The sequence below is a fragment of the Actinomycetospora sp. NBRC 106375 genome (assembly GCF_030269665.1).
Classification (GTDB): Bacteria; Actinomycetota; Actinomycetes; order Mycobacteriales; family Pseudonocardiaceae; genus Actinomycetospora.
Genome location: NZ_BSTS01000006.1, coordinates 163869 through 180868, shown reverse-complemented (window position 1 = coordinate 180868; position 17000 = coordinate 163869). Strand labels below are relative to the sequence as shown.

The following is a 17000-nucleotide window of genomic DNA, read 5'->3' as shown; positions in this document are numbered from 1 at the left end:
CCCGTGCGGATCGCCCTCGTCGCCACCTGCCTCGGCGACGCGATGTTTCCGCAGGCCCCACGGGCCACGGTCGAGCTGCTCGAGCGCCTCGGCCACGAGGTCGTCTTCCCGGCCGACCAGACGTGCTGCGGCCAGATGCACGTCAACACCGGCTACCTCGACATGGCGCTGCCGCTCGTGCGCCACCACGTCGACGTCTTCTCCGGTGCCCTCTCGTCGGGGCGCGCCGACGTCGCCGTCGCGCCGTCCGGGTCGTGCGTCGGCTGCGTGCGCCACCAGCACGCGATGGTCGCCCGCCGCGGCGGCGACGAGAAGCTGGCCCGGGCCGCCGAGGAGCTCGCGGCCCGCACCTACGAGCTCTCCGAGCTGCTCGTCGACGTCCTCCGCGTCACCGACGTCGGCGCGTACTACCCGCACCGCGTCACCTACCACCCGACGTGCCACTCGCTGCGGATGCTGCGCGTCGGGGACAAGCCGCTGCGGCTCCTGCGCGAGGTCCGCGGGCTCACGCTGACCGAGCTGCCCGACGCCGAGGTGTGCTGCGGGTTCGGGGGGACCTTCGCCGTGAAGAACGCGGAGACCTCGACGGCGATGCTCGCGGACAAGATGGCGAACGTGGTCTCCACCCACGCCGAGGTCTGCGCCGCCGGCGACTCGTCGTGCCTCATGCACATCGGCGGCGGCCTGTCCCGGCTGCGCTCCGGGGTGCGCACGGTGCACCTCGCGGAGATCCTGGCGTCGACGACCGACGGGGTGCCGGCGTGACCACCGATCTCGGAAACGGCCGCATGACCACCGACCTCGGCATGCCGACCGTCGCGTCGGACCCGCACCACCACCTGCGCGGCACCGAGCCGTTCCCCGTCGCCGCGCACCGGGCCCTGGCCGACACGCAGCTGCGCCAGAACCTCGGCCACGCCACCCGCACCATCCGGGCCAAGCGCGCCGGGGTCGTGGGCGAGGTCGACGACTGGGAGGAGCTGCGCCGCGCCGGCGAGGGCGTCAAGGCCGACGTCATGGCCCGGCTGCCGGAGCTCCTCGAGCAGCTCGAGGCGTCGGTGACCGCGCGGGGCGGGGTCGTGCACTGGGCGCGCGACGCCGAGGAGGCCAACCGGATCGTCGTCGACCTCGTGCGGGAGACCGGGTCCGACGAGGTCGTCAAGGTCAAGTCGATGGCGACGCAGGAGACGGGGCTGAACGAGGCGCTCGGCGCGGCCGGGATCGCCGCGCTCGAGACCGACCTCGCCGAGCTGATCGTGCAGCTCTCCGACGACACGCCCTCGCACTTCCTCGTGCCGGCGATCCACCGCAACCGCTCGGAGATCCGCGACATCTTCCTGCGCGAGATGCCCGACGTGGACCCGGCGCTGACCGACGAGCCCCGGCGGCTCGCGATGGCCGCGCGCACGCACCTGCGGCGGAAGTTCCTGTCGGCGACGGTCGGCATCTCCGGGGTGAACTTCGCGGTCGCCGACACCGGGACGATCTCGGTCGTCGAGTCCGAGGGCAACGGCCGGATGTGCCTGACGCTGCCCGACACCCTGATCACGGTGATGGGCGTCGAGAAGATCGTCCCGACGTGGTCGGACCTCGAGGTGTTCCTCCAGTTGCTGCCGCGCAGCTCGACCGGCGAGCGGATGAACCCGTACACGTCGACGTGGAGCGGCGTCACCCCCGGCGACGGCCCGCAGGCGTTCCACCTGGTGCTGATGGACAACGGCCGGTCGAACGTCCTCGCCTCGCCCGACGGCCGGCAGGCGCTGCACTGCATCCGCTGCTCGGCGTGCCTCAACGTCTGCCCGGTCTACGAGCGCACCGGCGGGCACGCCTACGGGTCGATCTACCCCGGCCCGATCGGAGCGGTGCTCTCGCCGCAGCTCACGGGGATCGACGGTCCCGACGACGTCAACGCCTCGCTGCCCTACGCCTCCTCGTTGTGCGGGGCGTGCTTCGACGCCTGCCCGGTGCGCATCGACATCCCGCACCTGCTCGTGCAGCAGCGCGCGGCGGCGGTCGAGGCGCACGGGCGGCCGACGGCCCAGGACGTCGCGATGCGCGCGGCGGCGACCGCGATGGCGTCGCCGCGGCGCTTCTCGCTCGCCGAGCGGGCGCTGCGGCTGGGGCGTCTGCTGGGGCGGTCGGGGCGGATCCGGTCGGTGCCGGGACCGGGAGCGTCGGCGTGGTTCGGGGCCCGCGACATGCCGGCGCCGCCGACCGAGACCTTCAGGGAGTGGTGGGCCCGACGTGACCGCACGTGACGAGGTCCTGGCGCGGCTGCGGGCGGCGCGGGACGCGGGCGGGGCGACGCCGCCGGACGTGCCGCGGGGCTATCGACGCACCGGCGCGTTCGCCCCGGGCAGCGCCGAGGTCGTCGCCCGTCTCGACGAGACGCTGACCGACTACCGCGCGACGGTGCACCGCGTCGCCGACGAGGACGACGTCTCGGAGGCCGTCGCGCGGGTGCTCGAGGAGGCGGGGGCCACGACGTTCGTCGCGCCGCCCGGGCTGCCCGCGCGGTGGGTCGCCGCGGTGACGGCGCGGGTCCGGCCCGACGAGCCGCCGCTGTCGGTCGCCGAGCTCGACCGGGTCGACGCCGTCGTCACCGGGGCCGCGGTGGCGATCGCGGACACCGGCACCTTCGTGCTCGACGCGCTCGCCCCGGACCAGGGGCGGCGGGCGATCAGCCTCGTGCCCGACCACCACGTGTGCGTGGTGCGCGCCGACGCCGTGGTGTCGTCGGTGCCCGAGGCCCTCGCTCGCCTCGACCCGGACGGCCCGCTGACCTTCGTCTCCGGTCCCTCGGCGACCAGCGACATCGAGCTCGACCGCGTCGAGGGCGTCCACGGCCCCCGCCGCCTGGACGTGGTGCTGGTCGGCCCCATGTGAGCAGTCGGCGCCCTCATCGAGGCGCCGACTGCTCACGTACGGAGGGTGACCGGGGAGATCCTCGGGCGGGTGCGGGCCGTTCGGGTGGCGTGCGTCTCTTCGTCGACCGTCGTGGGCCGTTCGTCGCTCGGCCACTCGGCGGCGGGTGGAGGACGCGTCGGCGGGGAACGGCCCGAGCCACCCGCGTCGATCCACCCGCCAGGAGCCCCCGGTGACCAGCCACCCGAACGGCCGCTCGCCGCTCGCCCCCGTGCCGACCGTCCCGCCCGTGCGTCGCGTGCCGGCCGGGGGCACGGCCGGGGTGGCCGGTCCCCTGTCGCAGGCCGTCGCGGAGGCGACCGCCCGCGCCACACGGACGCGCCTGGACGCCGACCCCCGTCACACGTGGGAGCACACCGCGGGCGGACGGCCGTCGCTCGTGCCCAAGCGCCTGCTGGTCGCGGTGAGCCACGCGATCGAGAAGGCCGTGGTCTCCTCGCCGGTCTCCGGCGCGCCGACCGTCGTCGTCGCGCTCTTCCAGCGCCTCGAGTTCTTCGAGCGGGAACGGGTGGTCTACGAGCGCCTCGCCGAGGCGGGCGCCGACGTCGTCGTGGGCTTCGTGCGCGGGGAGGAGCACGCCCCGCCGCGGGGGGTGCACACCGTGCTGGTCGACCCCGACGAGAAGCTCGCCGACGAGTGGACCGTGGTCGCGGTCGGCCCCCGCGCGGGAGCGTTCCTCGTGGCCACCGACCAGCACGCCTACGACGCCCACGAGCGCGACCGGGAGGCGAGCCGCCAGTTCGCGGGGCGCTGGGGCTACGCGCACGTCCAGGCCGGCGCCGAGCTCGCCCGGCTGCGCCTGGCGCTCGGGACGCGCCTGCCCGATGCCCTGCTGCGCCGCATCGACACGCTGCTCGGCGAGGTCATGGCCGCCGGCGGCGAGGTGGCGGGCAGCGGGGGCACGCCCGGCGAGGCGTGGGCGACGGCGTCGCTGGCATACATGATCACGCGCATGCAGACCGCGCAGGCGGGCAGCCGCGCGCTGCGCGAGCAGCTCGCCGACGCCCACCGCGCCGCCGACGCCCAGCGCTCCGCGGAGACCGACCCCTCGAGCGGGCTGCTGACGCCGGACTTCCTCGAGCGATGGGCGGCGCCCGGCGGCGCGGCCGAGCTCCCGGTGGGCCTCGCGCTGGTCGACGTGCCGGGCCTCGCCGCGTCCTTCGAGGAGCCGCGCGCCGAGTACCACGCCGCCCGGAAGGTGGCGGCTGCCCTCGAACAGCCGCTCGGGCCGGTGGACGCGGCGGTGCGCCTGAACCGCCGCGAGTTCCTCGTCGTCGTCCCCGGCGCCTCGCCCCGCCACCTCGCGGGCCTGGGGGACGAGATCGCCGAGCAGCTCGAGCTCTCCTCCGACGGCTACCCGCACGTGTCCCTGAGCGCCGGCGTCGCCACGATCGTCACGCACTCCCGGCCGCTGCCGCTGGACGACCTGCGGGTCGCCCTCACGCGGCTGCGGGCCGACGGGTCCGGTGTCGTGGACGCCGGGCGCACGGTCACCGGCGAGCGGGTCGCCGCGGTCAGCACCCGCACCGGACGGGTCGTGCCCGGGCCGGGCCGTGAGGCGCCGAGCCGTCACGAGCGGGACGTCGACACCACGGCCGAACACCCCTGGTTCGGGGCCGACGCCGACGACGAGCCCGAGCACCCCGACCACCTGCTGCCCGGCTCGCACGGCGTCGTCGCCACCGAGGTGCCGCAGCCCCGCTAGTTCCTCCGTGAGCGAACTCGGGGGCTATAGCACCGAAGTTCGCTCACATAGCGGTCAGCGGCCCCGGACCGGCGAGCCCCAGGCGGTGCCGTCGCGGAGGGTCCGCTTGAGCAGCTTGCCGCCCGGGTTGCGGGGCAGCGGATCGGGGCTGACCACGACGTACTGCGGCACCTTGAAGTCGGCGAGCTGGGTGTCCAGGTACTCCAGCACGGCGCCGACGTCGATGTCGCCGCCGACGAGCACGGCGCCCACCTTCTCGCCCATGACGTCGTCCGGGACGCCCACGACGGCCGCGTCCGCGACCCCCGGCGCGCCGGCCAGCGCGTTCTCGACCTCCACCGAGTAGACGTTCTCGCCGCCGCGGTTGATCACGTCCTTGGCGCGGTCGACGATCCGGACCATGCCGTCGTCGACGCGGGCGAGGTCGCCGCTGTGCAGCCAGCCGTCGACGAAGGTCGCCGCCGTCGCCTCGGCGGCCTTCCAGTAGCCGTCGACGACGTTGGGCCCACGGATCAGCAGCTCGCCGACGCCGGCGTCGTCGACGTCGGTGAGGGCGACGTCGACGACCGGGGCGGCGAACCCGACCGCGTCCGCGTTGTCGACGGCCCACTCGTGGGGCAGGAACGTGGCGATCGAGGAGGTCTCGGTGAGGCCGAACCCGTTGCCGAGCCGGGCCCGGGGGAGCCGCTCGGTCAGCCGGCGGACCAGCGCGGGCGCCATCGGGGCGCCGCCGTAGGTCAGGCGCCGGACGTGCGACAGGTCGGCGTCGACGTCCTCGCGCGCCAGGGTCAGGCCGTAGATCGCGGGGACGCTGACGAGGGTGTCGGTGCGCTCGGCGACGATCGTGCGGACGAACGCCGCCCCGTCGAACGCCGGGAGCACCACCGTCGTGCCGCCGAGCCCGAGCTGCACCAGCAGCTGGGAGTTGCAGCCGGTGACGTGGAACAGCGGCACCGAGACGAGGTTGCGCAGCGTGGGCCCGTCGGCGCGGTCGATGCCGATCACGCGGATCGCGGTCTCGACGTTGGACAGGAAGTTGCCGTGGGTGGTCCGGGCGCCCTTCGGCCGGCCGGTGGTGCCGCTGGTGTAGAAGATCGCCGCGAGGTCGCCGGGGACGAGGTCGTCGAGGGCCTCGGGATGCCCGCTCGGTAGCGGCGCGCCCGGTCGCAGCACGGCCGCCGCCTCGCTGTCGGCCAGGACGTAGGAGACCTCCGGCGGCGCGAAACGGGTGTTGACCGGGACCGCCACGGCGCCGGCGAGCAGGGTGCCGAGGAACCCGACCACCCAGTCGAGACCCGCCGGCAGCAGGGAGGCCACGCGGTCGCCGCGGCTCACGCCGTCGGCGACGAGGCCGCCGGCGACCCGGGCCGCGCGGTCCCACAGCTCGGCGTAGGTCACCCGCCCGCCGCCGACCTCGACGAGCGCCTCGACGTCGGGGTGGCGCTCGACCGACGCCCGGACCATGGCGACCACCGACGGGTGCAGGTGGTCGTAGCGGGCGACGCCGTCGGCGCCGCGCGTGATGCCGGTGGTGTCGAAGGGTGCGGCCCCGCGGTCGAGCGGCTCGGTGCTCACGAGAAGTACCGGCGCGGGTTCTCGACGAGCATCGTCGTGAGCTGGTCCTCGGTGACGCCCTGCTCGCGCAGCGCGGGGAGCACGTCGTGGTGGATGTGCTCGTAGTGCCAGTTCGGCGCCGCCTGGGCCAGCGCTGCCTGCGAGGCCTCGCCGGAGAAGAAGTCCATGTAGCAGGCGGCGTCGTGGGCCAGCACGATCCGGTCGGCGTAGCCCTGGGCGCACAGCGCCGCGATCGTCGCGACGCGCTGCTCGGTGGGGTTGAACAGGTCGAGCCCGAAGCGGTCGCAGCCGATGGTGGCGCCCCGGTCCATGATCTCGCGCAGGTAGTCGAGGTCGTTCGTGTCACCGGCGTGCCCGACCACGACCTTCATGAGGTCGACGCCGACCTCGTCGTAGAGGTCGAGGGCGAGCCGCCCGGTCTGGTGGGCGCTGTTGGTGTGCACGGTGATCGGGACGCCGGTCTCCGTGTGGGTCTCGGCGATCGCCAGCTGCACCCGTCTCTGGTCCGGCGTCAGGCCGCGCTCCTCGACGACGCCCTTGAGGAAGGCCGCCTTGATGCCGGTGCCCCCGATGCCCTCGCGGATGTCCTTGACGAACATCTCGACCATGGGCTCGTCGCCGCCCAGCAGCGTGCCGGGGCCGCGGTAGTGCAGGTAGTGCGGGATCTCGTCGAACGTGTAGAGCCCGGTGGCCACCACGATGTTCAGGTCGACCTCGGCGTTGATCCGGGCCACGCGCGGGATGTAGCGGCCCAGCCCGACGACGGTGGGGTCGACGATCGTGGTGACGCCGAGGTCACGCAGCCGGCGCAGCTTGTCGATCGCGTCGGCGACCCGGACCTCCTCGTCCCAGTACTCGTCGCCGTAGTTCTGCATCATGTCCGGCGTGAGGACGAAGACGTGCTCGTGCATGAGCGTCGTCCCGAGGTCGCCCACGTCCACCGGACCGCGCACCGTCTCCACCGAGGGCATCGCCCGCACCTCCGCCGCGTCGTCGGGCTGTGACGCGGACCACCCTACGGCGGTGAGCGTGGGAGGTCAGGCCTGGCGGTACGCCAGGAGGCGCACACCGAGCGCGGACTCGGTGCGCTGGATCGCGGCGAGCTGGTCGGCGGAGAGCTCGGCGTAGGGGCTGGCGGCCTCGTAGGCGACGACCGGCGTGCCGAGCCGCTCCTCGAGGCGGTGGAGCTCGTCGAGCGCCGTGTCGTCGAGGGCCGCGGGCCGCAGGTCGGGGCCGGTGGACGGAGCGGACATCGGGGTGCCTCCCGCGAGGTTCGGTGTGACCGGCGCCACGCCGGATGTCGGCGAGTATCCCGCCCACCATCGGCCGAATCACCTCGTGTGGGCGGAAGCCGCCGGACGGGGGACCCGACGACGTGAGCGCGACCCTCTCCCCGTCCCGGCACCGCCCCTGGACCCCGGCGCAGGTGCTCGTCACCCGGTCCGCCCAGGAGCACCCGCACACCGCCGAGATCCTCCGCCGCTGCGAGGCCGCGGGCGTGGACGACGTCGCGCTGCTCCGCGGCGACCGGATCACCGTGCGCGGGGAGACCGACCGCGAGACCTACGCCCGCGCGAAGTCGACGCTGGCGGTGGTCACGAGCCCGGCGTCGGCGCGGAAGCTCGATCCCATCCCGCCGAGCGCCGACTGGCGCGTGGACCTGGCCCGCGGGTGCCCGGCGCACTGCCAGTACTGCTACCTCGCGGGGTCGCTGACCGGACCGCCGGTGACCCGGGTCTTCGGCGACCTGGACGCGATCCTGCACGGGCTGGACGCGTACGTCGGGCACGGCACGATCACCTCCGCCTCGGCCGCCCGCGCCGGCGAGGGGACGACGTTCGAGGCGTCCTGCTACACCGACCCGCTCGGCATCGAGCACGTCACCGGCAGCCTGTCCGCCGCCGTCCACCACGTCGGCACCCACGACTTCGGCGGCCCGGTGCAGCTGCGGGCGACCACGAAGTTCGCCGACGTTGACGGCCTGCTCGACCTGCCCCACGGCGGGCGGACGCGCCTGCGGTTCTCGGTCGGACCCGAGTCGGTGGTGGGCCGGTTCGAGGGCGGGACGGATCCCGTTGCCGCGCGGATCGACGCGCTGGCGACGCTCGCGCAGGCGGGCTGGCCGGTCGGGCTGACGATCGCGCCGATCATGCCCGTCGGTGACTGGCGGGCGGCCTACACCGATCTGTTCGCACGGGTCGGTGCCGTTCTCGACGGCGTCGAGGACCTCGACCTCACCGCCGAGTGCATCACCCACCGCTTCACGCCGGGCAGCAAGGAGACCCTCGAGAGCTGGTACCCGCGCACGCGGCTGGAGATGGACCCGGACCAGCGGCGCACCAAGCGCGGGAAGTTCGGCGCGGTGAAGCACGTGTACCCCGACGACGTCATGGCCGACCTGCGGGCGCACGTGACGTCGGAGCTCGCCGAGCATCTGCCGTCCGCCCGCATGCTGTACTGGACGTGAGGATGCCCGCAGGGCACCTCACAGCAGCAGGGCGAGCTGGCGCGACTGGGCGACGAGGACGCCGCGCGCGTCCCAGACCTCGACGTCCTCCTCGTGCAAGCCGTGGGACAGGTGCTGCGTCACCGTCCGGCAGGCCAGCGGCCCGGGCGCCGGGTGCTCGCGCAGGTGCACCGTCAGCTGGACCGTGCTCGACCCGCGGCCCAGCTCCAGCACCACCGGCGCCGCGCCGTCCACGACGAACGCCAGGTCGAGCAGCGTGGCGTCCGACCCGTCGGCGAAGGCGAACCAGAACTCCGCCCGCGGGTCGCCCGACGGCGTCCCCCGGGTCCAGCCCGGCATCTCGGCGACCCCGTAGCGCATCCGCCGCCCGACCGAGGCGATGTCCGGGGGCGCGTCCTCGCCGCCGAACGTCCGGCACTCGGCGAAGGGCGGCAGGTCCCGCGGCGCGGTGAGGTCGACGGTCTCGGCCGGGCTCGCCGCGAGGTCGGCGAACGTGGCCTCGAGCCTCAGGACGTCGCGCTCGGCCCCGTCGGGCCCGCCCTGCACCAGGCGCGCCGTCCCCGTGGCCAGGCGCCGCCCGGCCCGGACGACCGACGTGAGCACCCGGGCCGGCCCCGGCATCGCCGGGCGCAGGTAGGACGCCGACGCCACGACAGGATCGGGCAGCGGGACCTCCGCGGCGAGCGCCCGCAGCGCCACGCTGAGCTGGTAGCCCCCGTTGAGGCGCCCGTCCTGCAGGCACCAGCGGTCGGACAGGTCGATCACGTGGACCCCGTCGCCGACCCGCTCGGACGCGCTGTCGAGCGCCAGCTCACCGATCACGCGGCCGAGTAGACCACTCACCCGCCGCGCCGGCCCCGCGGCAGCGCCCGCACCAGCGGCAGCACCCGGTGGGGCACCCGCTCGGTGAGCGCGATCTCCGTGCGGGTGCGCTCCACGCCCGGCGTGCCGATCATCCCCTGGACGACCTGTTCGAGGTGGGCGTTGGTCCGCGCGACGACCTTGGCCCACAGGTCGCCGTCGCCGGTGATGCTGTGGACCTCGACGACCTCGGCCACCTCCTCCAGGCGCTGGGCGACGTCGTCGAGCCGGCCCTGCGTGATGTGCAGCGTGACGAAGGCCTGCACGTCGTAGCCGAGTGCACCCGGGTCCACGTGCGGGGCGAAACCGACGATGACCCCGCGCTCCTGGAGCCGGAGGAAGCGCGCCTGTGCGGTGCCGCGGGCGATGCCCAGGGCCCGCGCGTGCTCGCGCAGCCCCACCCGCGGGCGTTCGAGCAGGGCGAGCAGCAGTGCCCGATCGAGGTCGTCGAGGTCCACGGTGTCGTCCAATGGCCGAAGCGGATCAGTCAAGCCCGGTGCGCAGTGGGCCAATGGCCCAGTCGCTGAGGACGACAGTAGACCACTGGCGAGTAACTCCCTAGCTTGGCGACCACCGCGAACACGCGTGGATCCGGCCGCCGGAGACCACCCACTCCGAGCCCGCTTCCGCCGAGGAGGTCCGCCATGACCGTCGACGTCCGCCCGCCCGCACTCGACGTGCCCCACGGCGACGACGGGGAGCCCCGCCGGCCGATGACCCTGCGCGACCGCTACACGCTCGAGGCCGGCCGCGTGCACCTCACCGGCGTCCAGGCCCTCGTGCGCCTGCCGCTCGACCAGCACCGCGCCGACCTCCGGGCCGGCCTGCGCACCGGCGGCTACGTCTCCGGTTACGAGGGTTCGCCGCTGGCCGGCTACGACCTCGAGCTCGCCCGCCAGCGCGCCCTGCTCACCGAGAACGACGTCGTCTTCGCCGCCGGCCTGAACGAGGAGCTCGCGCTCACCGCGGTCGAGGGCACCCAGCTCGCCGCGGCCACCGGCGGCCTGACCCGTGACGGCGTCGTCGGCTACTGGTACGGCAAGGCCCCCGGCCTCGACCGCGCCACCGACGCCCTGCGCCACGCGAACCTCACCGGCACCCACCCCCGCGGCGGCGCCGTCGCGTTCGTCGGCGACGACCCGGCCGCGAAGTCCTCGAGCGTGCCCTGCGCCTCCGAGGCCGCCCTCGCCGACATGGCCGTCCCGGTGCTCTTCCCCGCCGACTCCCAGGACGTCCTCGACCTCGGCCGCCACGCCGTCGCCCTCTCCCGGGTGAGCGGGCTGTGGACCGCGCTGAAGATGGTCACCGCGGTCGCCGACGGCTCCGGCACCGTCGACGTCGACCCGGACCGGCTCGCGATCGTCACCCCCGACCTCACGATCGACGGCCGCGAGTACGTCCACACGCCCTCGGCGACCCTGCTCCAGCCGAAGCTCGGCCCGATCGAGCGCGACCTCTACCGGGCCCGCCTCGAGATCGCCCGCCGCTACGCCGCCGCCAACGGGCTGAACCGGATCGTCGGGCACGGCCCGGCGCGGATCGGCGTCGTCGCCGCCGGCAAGAGCTGGCTCGACCTGCGCCAGGCCCTCGACACCCTCGGCCTCGACGAGGCGGAGCTGGAGCGTCGCGGCGTCCGGCTCCTGCGCGTCGGGATGCCCTGGCCGCTCGAGCCCGGCGTCGTCGAGCGCTTCGCCGAGGGCCTCGACGAGATCGTCGTGGTCGAGGAGAAGCGCGCCTTCCTCGAGACCCAGATCAAGGAGCTCCTCTACGGCCGCGCCGGCGCCCCGCGGGTGTACGGCAAGCGGGGACCCGAGGGCATGCCGATGTTCCCCGAGGCCGGCGACCTCGACCCCGACGTCGTCGCCCGCCGCGTCGGGGAGCGTCTCCTCGCGCACGGCGACGTCCCGAGCGTCCGCGCGTGGCGCGACGAGAAGGCCCGCCGCAGCCGCATCGACCTGTCGCTGACGCCGGTCGCGGGCGCGCAGCGCACGCCGTTCTACTGCTCGGGCTGCCCCCACAACACCTCGACCACCGCGATCCCCGACGGCTCGCTCGTCGGCGCCGGCATCGGCTGCCACACGATGGTGCTGCTGATGCCCGAGGAGCAGGTCGGCGAGGTCACCGGGCTGACCCAGATGGGCGGCGAGGGCGCGCACTGGCTCGGCATGGCACCGTTCGTCGAGGCCGACCATTTCGTCCAGAACATGGGCGACGGGACGTTCCACCACTCCGGCTCGCTGGCGGTCCGCGCCGCCGTGGCCGCCGGCTCGCACCTGACCTTCCGCCTGCTGCACAACGGCGCCGCGGCGATGACCGGCGGGCAGGACGCCGTCGGCGCGCTGTCGATGCCGGCGCTGACGCAGTCGCTGATGGCCGAGGGCGTCACGAGGATCATCGTCACCACCGAGGACCGGTCGCGGTACCGGCGCGTGCGCCTGGCCAAGGGGGTCGCCGTCTGGGACCGCTCGCGCTACGAGGAGGCCCAGCGCGTCCTCGCCGACACCCCCGGCGTGACCGTGCTGATCCACGACCAGGAGTGCGCGGCCCAGAAGCGGCGCAAGCGCAAGCGCGGCACGCTCGCCGACCCGTCGACCCGCGTCATGATCAACGAGCGGGTCTGCGAGGGCTGCGGCGACTGCGGCCAGACGTCGAACTGCTTGTCGGTGACGCCGGTCGACACCGAGTTCGGCCGCAAGACCCGCATCCACCAGGCGTCCTGCAACAAGGACTACTCCTGCCTGGACGGCGACTGCCCGGCGTTCCTCACCGTCGAGCCGGGGACGGCGGCGGCACCTCCGGCGCTCGCCCCGCTGGCGGCCGACGCCCTCCCGCGGCCGCGGTCCGTCGTCGACACCGAGGCGTTCACGATCCGCCTCGCCGGCATCGGCGGGACGGGCGTGACGACGGTGTCCCAGGTGCTCGCGACCGCCGGCCTCGCCGCCGGGCGCCACGTCCGTGGCCTGGACCAGACGGGGCTGGCCCAGAAGGGCGGCGCCGTCATCTCCGACATCAAGATCAGCCGGTCGGCCCAGGACGCCGCCGGGCGGGCGGCCGAGGGCGAGTGCGACCTCTACCTCGGCGCCGACCTCCTCGTCGCGGCCGAGACGGCGAACCTCGCCACCTGCGCCTCCTGGCGCACCGTCGCCGCGGTGTCGTCGGCGAAGGTGCCGACGGGCGCGATGGTCGTCGACCCGACGGTCACCTTCCCGGACACGGACGCCGTGCTGCGGCGCATCACCGACCGCGTCCGGCGCGACGTCGGGATCGTCGTCGACGCCCGCGCGCTGGCCGACGCGCTGTTCGGCGACGACCAGTTCGCGCTGACGCTGCTCGTCGGCGCCGCGTTCCAGGCCGGCGCGCTGCCGCTGCCGGCGGAGTCGATCGAGGAGGCGTTCACGCTCAACGGCGCCGCCGTGGACACGAACCTCCAGGCGTTCCGCCGCGGGCGCCAGTCCGTGGCCGACCCCGAGGCGTTCGCGCAGGTGGTCGGGCAGGCCACCGGGACGGGTCCCGACACCGGCGTCCCCGGCCTCACCGAGCGCGGGGAGGCCGAGGCCGCGGAGATCGTCGCCGCGATCGGCGCGCCCGCGGGCAGCGAGCTCGAGCGGCTCGTCGGCATCCGGGTGCCCGAGCTCGTCGCCTACCAGGACGCGGCCTACGCGCGGCAGTACGCGGACGTCGTGGCGGCGACGGTCGACGCCGACCCGCGCCTGTCCGAGGCGCTCGCCACCGGGCTGTACAAGCTCATGGCCTACAAGGACGAGTACGAGGTCGCGCGCCTGTCGCTCGACCCCGCCCTCGACGCGTCGGTGCGCGCGCAGTTCGGCGACGGGGCGCGCTACGCCTGGAAGCTGCACCCGCCGGTGCTGCGGGCCGCGGGCATGCAGCGCAAGATCACGCTGGGCCGCTGGTTCCGGCCGGGCTACCGCACCCTGCGCGCCATGCGCCGGCTGCGCGGCACGAAGCTCGACCCGTTCGGCGTCGCCGAGGTCCGCCGCGTCGAGCGGGAGCTGGTGGCCGAGTACCGCGCGCTGGTGCCGACGCTACTGTCCATGGACGACGCCGAGCGAGCGGCGGAGATCGCCGCCCTGCCCGACATGGTCCGGGGCTACGAGCAGATCAAGCTCGACAACGTCGCCCGCTACCGCGCCCGCCTGGCCGAGCTCCTGGGCTGACCGGCCTACGTGAGCAGTTGGCGCCCTTCTAAGGGCGCCAACTGCTCACATGAAGGTGACCACGGGCTCGACCGCCACGGGGGTGGCCAGGCTGTTGGCGATGTAGCACTCCTTGTGGGCCAGCTCGACCAGGCGCTCCACGCGGGGGACGCTCGGTCCCGGCGCCACCGTGATGTGCGGGCGCAGCACGATCGCCGCGATCCGGGCCGGGCCCTCGTCGTGCGACATCGTCGCCTCGGCGTCGTCGCGGTAGTCGGTGACGTCGACGCGGGCCCGGGCGGCGATCGCGAGGAACGACAGCAGCTGGCACGACGCCGCCGCGGCCAGCACCAGCTGCTCGGGGTCGAGCAGGCTCGCGTCGCCGCGCAGCGAGGGGTCGTTGGAGAGCTCCAGCGCGGTCGCCGCCGGCGGCGCCTCGACCCGGTGCGCGCGCACGAAGCCGTCGTAGCCGAGGCCGGTCGAGCCCGACCAGGTGCACGTCGCGCGGTAGCGGTGGGTGCCGTCGGGGTCGCGGGTGAAAGCCATGGTCAGGGCAGCTCGTAGTCGAGGGTCAGCAGCTCGTGGGCGAGGATCCCGGTGCCCTGCAGCCCGGCGAGCCCGCCGGTGCCCGACCCCGCGACGACGTAGGCCCACTGCCGCAGCTCCTGGCCGTCGCCGCCTGCCGCGCCGTGCTGGAGCACGAAGCTTCCGGCCCGGCCCTCGAGCTCGCCGACCACGCGCTCCTGCGCGAGGTAGGCGGCACCGCCCTCGCCCTGGGTGGTGAGGAGCTCGGCCACCGAGGTCCCCGCCAGCGGCCCGGTGTAGGTCTTGCGGACCAGCGCCCGGCCGGTCGCCGGGCCCCGGCCCTCGGGCTCGGCCAGGGCGTCACCCTCGGCCGGTTCCCAGACGTCGATGGTGAAGGCGCTCTCGAGGTGTGTGGTCACCCGCGCATCCTCGCGCGCGTGAGCTGACACCCGTTGTCAGGGACCCGTCAGCTCGTCGGCGATCCCGCGCAACCGTCGCCGCGCCAGCGCGTCGTGGGCCTGCGGATCGGGCTCGGCCTCCCGGAGACCGTTGTAGTACCGGCCCGTGACCCCGGCGAGCTCCGGGTCGACCGCGAGCCGCGCCGTCGCCTCGACGCCCTCGGCGATCGTGCTGATCGGCGAGGGCACGATCTTGGTGGGCATGTACGTGGCCGGGTGCAGGGCGGTCGCGGTGACGACGTCGGGATCGAGCTCCTCGGCGAGGTCGAACGCGTCGAGGATCTGCGCGAGCTTGCTCTGGCAGTACGCCCGCCAGCCCGAGTAGCCGCGGCGCAGCATGAGGTCGTCGAAGTCGAGGGCCGCCTGCCCGGCCGACGACACCATGACGATCCGCGCGGGGTCGCCGTCGGCGCCCGCGGCCCGCAACGGCCCGAGCAGCCGGCGGGTCAGCAGGTGGCCTGCGAGGAAGTTCACCGCGAACCGCAGCTCGTGACCGTCGGCGCTCTCCTGCCGCTCGCCGCCGCCGGGCACGTCCGCGCCGATCCCGGCGTTGTTGACCAGCACGTCGAGGCGCGGGTGGTCGGCGGCGACCCGGTCGGCGAGCTCGCGCACCTGCGCGAGCTCGGCGAGGTCCGCCCGGTACCAGGACAGGGCCTCGTTGCCGGTCCCCCGCCGGATCTCGTCCAGCGCGGCCTTGCCGCGCTCGTCGTCGCGGCCGTGCAGGAGCACCGCGTCGCCCCGGCCCGCGAGGTCGTGGGCCAGGGCCCGGCCGAGGCCGTCGGTGGCGCCGGTGACAAGGACGGTGCGCGTCATGCTCAGGAGCGGTCGGTGCGCTGGCTCGGGTAGCGCGTCGCCGACTGCGGGCCGTAGTACTGCGGCTCCGGGAACGGCTGCGTGCGTCCCGGGATGCTCGTCTGCTTGCGGACCTGGCGCACCGCGGAGTCGATGTGCTTGCGGTACCGGCCGCCGGTGCGGCTGTCGACGAAGGCGGCCGCCTGGTCGGTGTACTTGTTGACCTTCTCGGGGTTCTGGCGGGCGTACTGCCGCGCGGCGGCGACGGCGGCGCCGAGGGCCGCGACCCTGCGCATCAGTGCCATGGGGTCACCTCTCTGGTTCCGGTGGCGTCCTCTCCTGCTTACCACGTCCCGTGGTGTCAGGTGCGACGTCACGATTGGTGTCACTCGTGGTGCTCGGCGAGGTGCTCGCCGAGGAGGTCGAGCCCGAAGTCGTGGCCGGGGTCGCGCCACACGGAGTGCGCGTGGTTCACCCCGCGCTGCGTGTGGTCCCACTCCGCGAGCAACCGGGGGCCCTGGAGACGGTAGTAGTGCGGCTGACCGCGCTCGGCCCCGCCGGCCCAGGCGAACGCGACGCCGTCGAGGGCGTCCCCGTCGAACCGGGCCCGCTCGCGCTCCACGACGCCCGGCGGCATCCGGCCGACGTAGGTCTCCAGCACCCCGCGCAGCATCTCCCGCTGGTCGGCGGTCATCTCCGACGCAGGCAGCCCGCGGGGCGTCGCGGTGAGCTCGGTGGCCGACCGGTCGGTGTCGGTGACCCCGAGCCGGCTCTCGAGGCCGTCGTGCATCGACCAGAGCCGGTCCTCGAGGTCCTGCGCGAAGTGACCGCGCCAGATGTCGGGCAGCGGGATCAGCCGGTCGCCGGGGATGGGCCGCACGCGGTTGGCGCTGATGATGTCCGCGGGCGCGGTCGGCGTCAGCACGGCGCGCGAGCGCTGCTCGGCGTCCAGGGCGTGCAGCAGCTGGCGGGCCGAGTCCTCGATCCCGCCCAGCGGGCGCAGCTCCCGGCCTCCGAGCAGCGGCGAGACCATCGGGTCGGCCCCGAGGAAGCACGGGCTGCCCGCGGCCGCCTCGCCGTCGAGGACGAGGTGGTGCACCGACACGTGGTGCCCGCCGAAGCGCCACGACCAGGGCCCGTTGCCGGTCGGGTCGCCGAAGACCCGCAGGTAGTACATGCCCGGGTCGCGGCCGCGGTCGCGGTCGAACCCCGTGGTGAAGCCCTCGGTGCGGTCGAGGACGTTCTCCAGGCCCATGATCGTCGAGGCGGTGACGTACCCCTCCTCCGACAGTCCGGTCGCCAGCAGCCGCATCGCGGCGCGGTGCTGGTGGGGGCGCTGCTGGTGGACGGTGAGGCCGCCGTGGTCGGTCGGCGTGTAGAACCACCGCACCCGCTCGGCGTCGGCGGCCTTCGAGCCCGGCCAGTCCCAGGCGCCGACCGCCCGCTGCTCCGCGTCGAGGGTGTCGATCCACGCCGCGGCCGCCTCGGCCATCGCCGAGGCGACCGTGCGCGGAGAGGGGCCGCCGGAGCTCATGGTC

General features: G+C 74.7%; 16 protein-coding genes. 6 read left to right on the top strand and 10 right to left on the bottom strand.

Translation table 11 applies throughout. The features are described from left to right. The first annotated feature begins 3 nt into the window (after positions 1 to 3). The 4 genes from QSK03_RS12330 to QSK03_RS12315 all read left to right on the top strand — a co-directional run bounded on the left by QSK03_RS12330 (position 4) and on the right by QSK03_RS12315 (position 4630). Positions 4 to 765 (top strand): (Fe-S)-binding protein, encoded by a 762-nt coding sequence (locus QSK03_RS12330; protein WP_285652187.1) that lies wholly within the window; start codon positions 4 to 6, stop codon positions 763 to 765. A 23-nt stretch (positions 766 to 788) separates the two neighbouring features. After that, positions 789 to 2258 (top strand): LutB/LldF family L-lactate oxidation iron-sulfur protein, encoded by a 1470-nt coding sequence (locus QSK03_RS12325; RefSeq protein ID WP_502872165.1) that lies wholly within the window; start codon positions 789 to 791, stop codon positions 2256 to 2258. Further along, positions 2245 to 2886 carry a LutC/YkgG family protein gene (locus QSK03_RS12320; RefSeq protein WP_285652184.1) on the top strand — a complete coding sequence of 214 codons (642 nt, stop codon included), beginning with the start codon at positions 2245 to 2247 and terminating at the stop codon, positions 2884 to 2886. Before QSK03_RS12325 ends, QSK03_RS12320 begins: the two co-directional genes overlap by 14 nt. Positions 2887 to 3097: 211 nt before the next feature. Then, entirely contained in the window at positions 3098 to 4630 is a 1533-nt protein-coding gene (locus QSK03_RS12315; protein ID WP_285652182.1) for a DICT sensory domain-containing protein, read from the top strand. A gap of 54 nt (positions 4631 to 4684) precedes the next feature. Here QSK03_RS12315 and QSK03_RS12310 read toward each other — a convergent pair whose 3' ends face one another. From QSK03_RS12310 to QSK03_RS12300, 3 genes are all read right to left on the bottom strand, one after another. Then, positions 4685 to 6205 (bottom strand): class I adenylate-forming enzyme family protein, encoded by a 1521-nt coding sequence (locus QSK03_RS12310; protein WP_285652179.1) that lies wholly within the window; start codon positions 6203 to 6205, stop codon positions 4685 to 4687. Then, entirely contained in the window at positions 6202 to 7176 is a 975-nt protein-coding gene (locus tag QSK03_RS12305) for a phosphotriesterase family protein (protein WP_285652176.1), read from the bottom strand. Before QSK03_RS12305 ends, QSK03_RS12310 begins: the two co-directional genes overlap by 4 nt. 66 nt (positions 7177 to 7242) lie before the next feature. Beyond that, a complete protein-coding gene (locus tag QSK03_RS12300) occupies positions 7243 to 7458 on the bottom strand; it encodes a hypothetical protein (protein ID WP_285652174.1) in 216 nt (71 codons plus the stop codon). A 122-nt stretch (positions 7459 to 7580) separates the two neighbouring features. Between QSK03_RS12300 and QSK03_RS12295 the strand changes: the two genes are divergently transcribed. After that, on the top strand, positions 7581 to 8672 hold the full coding sequence (locus QSK03_RS12295; protein ID WP_285652171.1) for an SPL family radical SAM protein: 1092 nt from the start codon (positions 7581 to 7583) through the stop codon (positions 8670 to 8672). Between the two features lie 18 nt (positions 8673 to 8690). Here the strand turns inward: QSK03_RS12295 and QSK03_RS12290 are convergent, their stop codons facing one another. Together QSK03_RS12290 and QSK03_RS12285 are read right to left on the bottom strand one after the other, a co-directional pair. After that, positions 8691 to 9494 (bottom strand): thioesterase family protein, encoded by an 804-nt coding sequence (locus tag QSK03_RS12290; protein WP_285652168.1) that lies wholly within the window; start codon positions 9492 to 9494, stop codon positions 8691 to 8693. 17 nt (positions 9495 to 9511) lie between these two features. Further along, positions 9512 to 10003 carry an Lrp/AsnC family transcriptional regulator gene (locus QSK03_RS12285; RefSeq protein WP_285652165.1) on the bottom strand — a complete coding sequence of 164 codons (492 nt, stop codon included), beginning with the start codon at positions 10001 to 10003 and terminating at the stop codon, positions 9512 to 9514. Between the two features lie 174 nt (positions 10004 to 10177). Here QSK03_RS12285 and QSK03_RS12280 point away from each other — a divergent pair, with 174 nt between their 5' ends. Continuing rightward, the gene (locus QSK03_RS12280; protein WP_502872162.1) at positions 10178 to 13708 is read left to right on the top strand and encodes an indolepyruvate ferredoxin oxidoreductase family protein; all 3531 of its coding nucleotides are present in this window, start codon (positions 10178 to 10180) and stop codon (positions 13706 to 13708) included. 45 nt (positions 13709 to 13753) lie between these two features. Here QSK03_RS12280 and QSK03_RS12275 read toward each other — a convergent pair whose 3' ends face one another. From QSK03_RS12275 to QSK03_RS12255, 5 genes are all read right to left on the bottom strand, one after another. Beyond that, positions 13754 to 14233 (bottom strand): OsmC family protein, encoded by a 480-nt coding sequence (locus QSK03_RS12275; RefSeq protein ID WP_285652162.1) that lies wholly within the window; start codon positions 14231 to 14233, stop codon positions 13754 to 13756. A gap of 2 nt (positions 14234 to 14235) precedes the next feature. Continuing rightward, on the bottom strand, positions 14236 to 14631 hold the full coding sequence (locus QSK03_RS12270; RefSeq protein WP_285652160.1) for a DUF3224 domain-containing protein: 396 nt from the start codon (positions 14629 to 14631) through the stop codon (positions 14236 to 14238). Between the two features lie 36 nt (positions 14632 to 14667). Then, positions 14668 to 15483, bottom strand: coding sequence for an SDR family NAD(P)-dependent oxidoreductase (locus QSK03_RS12265; protein ID WP_285652157.1), 816 nt, complete (start codon positions 15481 to 15483; stop codon positions 14668 to 14670). Between the two features lie 2 nt (positions 15484 to 15485). Next, positions 15486 to 15767 (bottom strand): antitoxin, encoded by a 282-nt coding sequence (locus QSK03_RS12260; protein WP_285652154.1) that lies wholly within the window; start codon positions 15765 to 15767, stop codon positions 15486 to 15488. 80 nt (positions 15768 to 15847) lie between these two features. Beyond that, positions 15848 to 16996, bottom strand: a complete 1149-nt coding sequence (locus tag QSK03_RS12255; protein ID WP_285652152.1) for a DUF3500 domain-containing protein — start codon at positions 16994 to 16996, stop codon at positions 15848 to 15850. Positions 16997 to 17000 lie beyond the last annotated feature (4 nt).

Excerpts from the sequence above, each read along its gene's own strand:
- QSK03_RS12325 (WP_502872165.1), top strand. The coding sequence starts at position 789 with ATGACCACCGACCTCGGCATGCCGACCGTCGCGTCGGACCCGCACCAC.
- QSK03_RS12305 (WP_285652176.1), bottom strand. The coding sequence starts at position 7,176 with ATGCCCTCGGTGGAGACGGTGCGCGGTCCGGTGGACGTGGGCGACCTC.
- QSK03_RS12300 (WP_285652174.1), bottom strand. The coding sequence starts at position 7,458 with ATGTCCGCTCCGTCCACCGGCCCCGACCTGCGGCCCGCGGCCCTCGAC.
- QSK03_RS12280 (WP_502872162.1), top strand. The coding sequence starts at position 10,178 with ATGACCGTCGACGTCCGCCCGCCCGCACTCGACGTGCCCCACGGCGAC.
- QSK03_RS12275 (WP_285652162.1), bottom strand. The coding sequence starts at position 14,233 with ATGGCTTTCACCCGCGACCCCGACGGCACCCACCGCTACCGCGCGACG.
- QSK03_RS12265 (WP_285652157.1), bottom strand. The coding sequence starts at position 15,483 with ATGACGCGCACCGTCCTTGTCACCGGCGCCACCGACGGCCTCGGCCGG.
- QSK03_RS12260 (WP_285652154.1), bottom strand. The coding sequence starts at position 15,767 with ATGGCACTGATGCGCAGGGTCGCGGCCCTCGGCGCCGCCGTCGCCGCC.
- QSK03_RS12255 (WP_285652152.1), bottom strand. The coding sequence starts at position 16,996 with ATGAGCTCCGGCGGCCCCTCTCCGCGCACGGTCGCCTCGGCGATGGCC.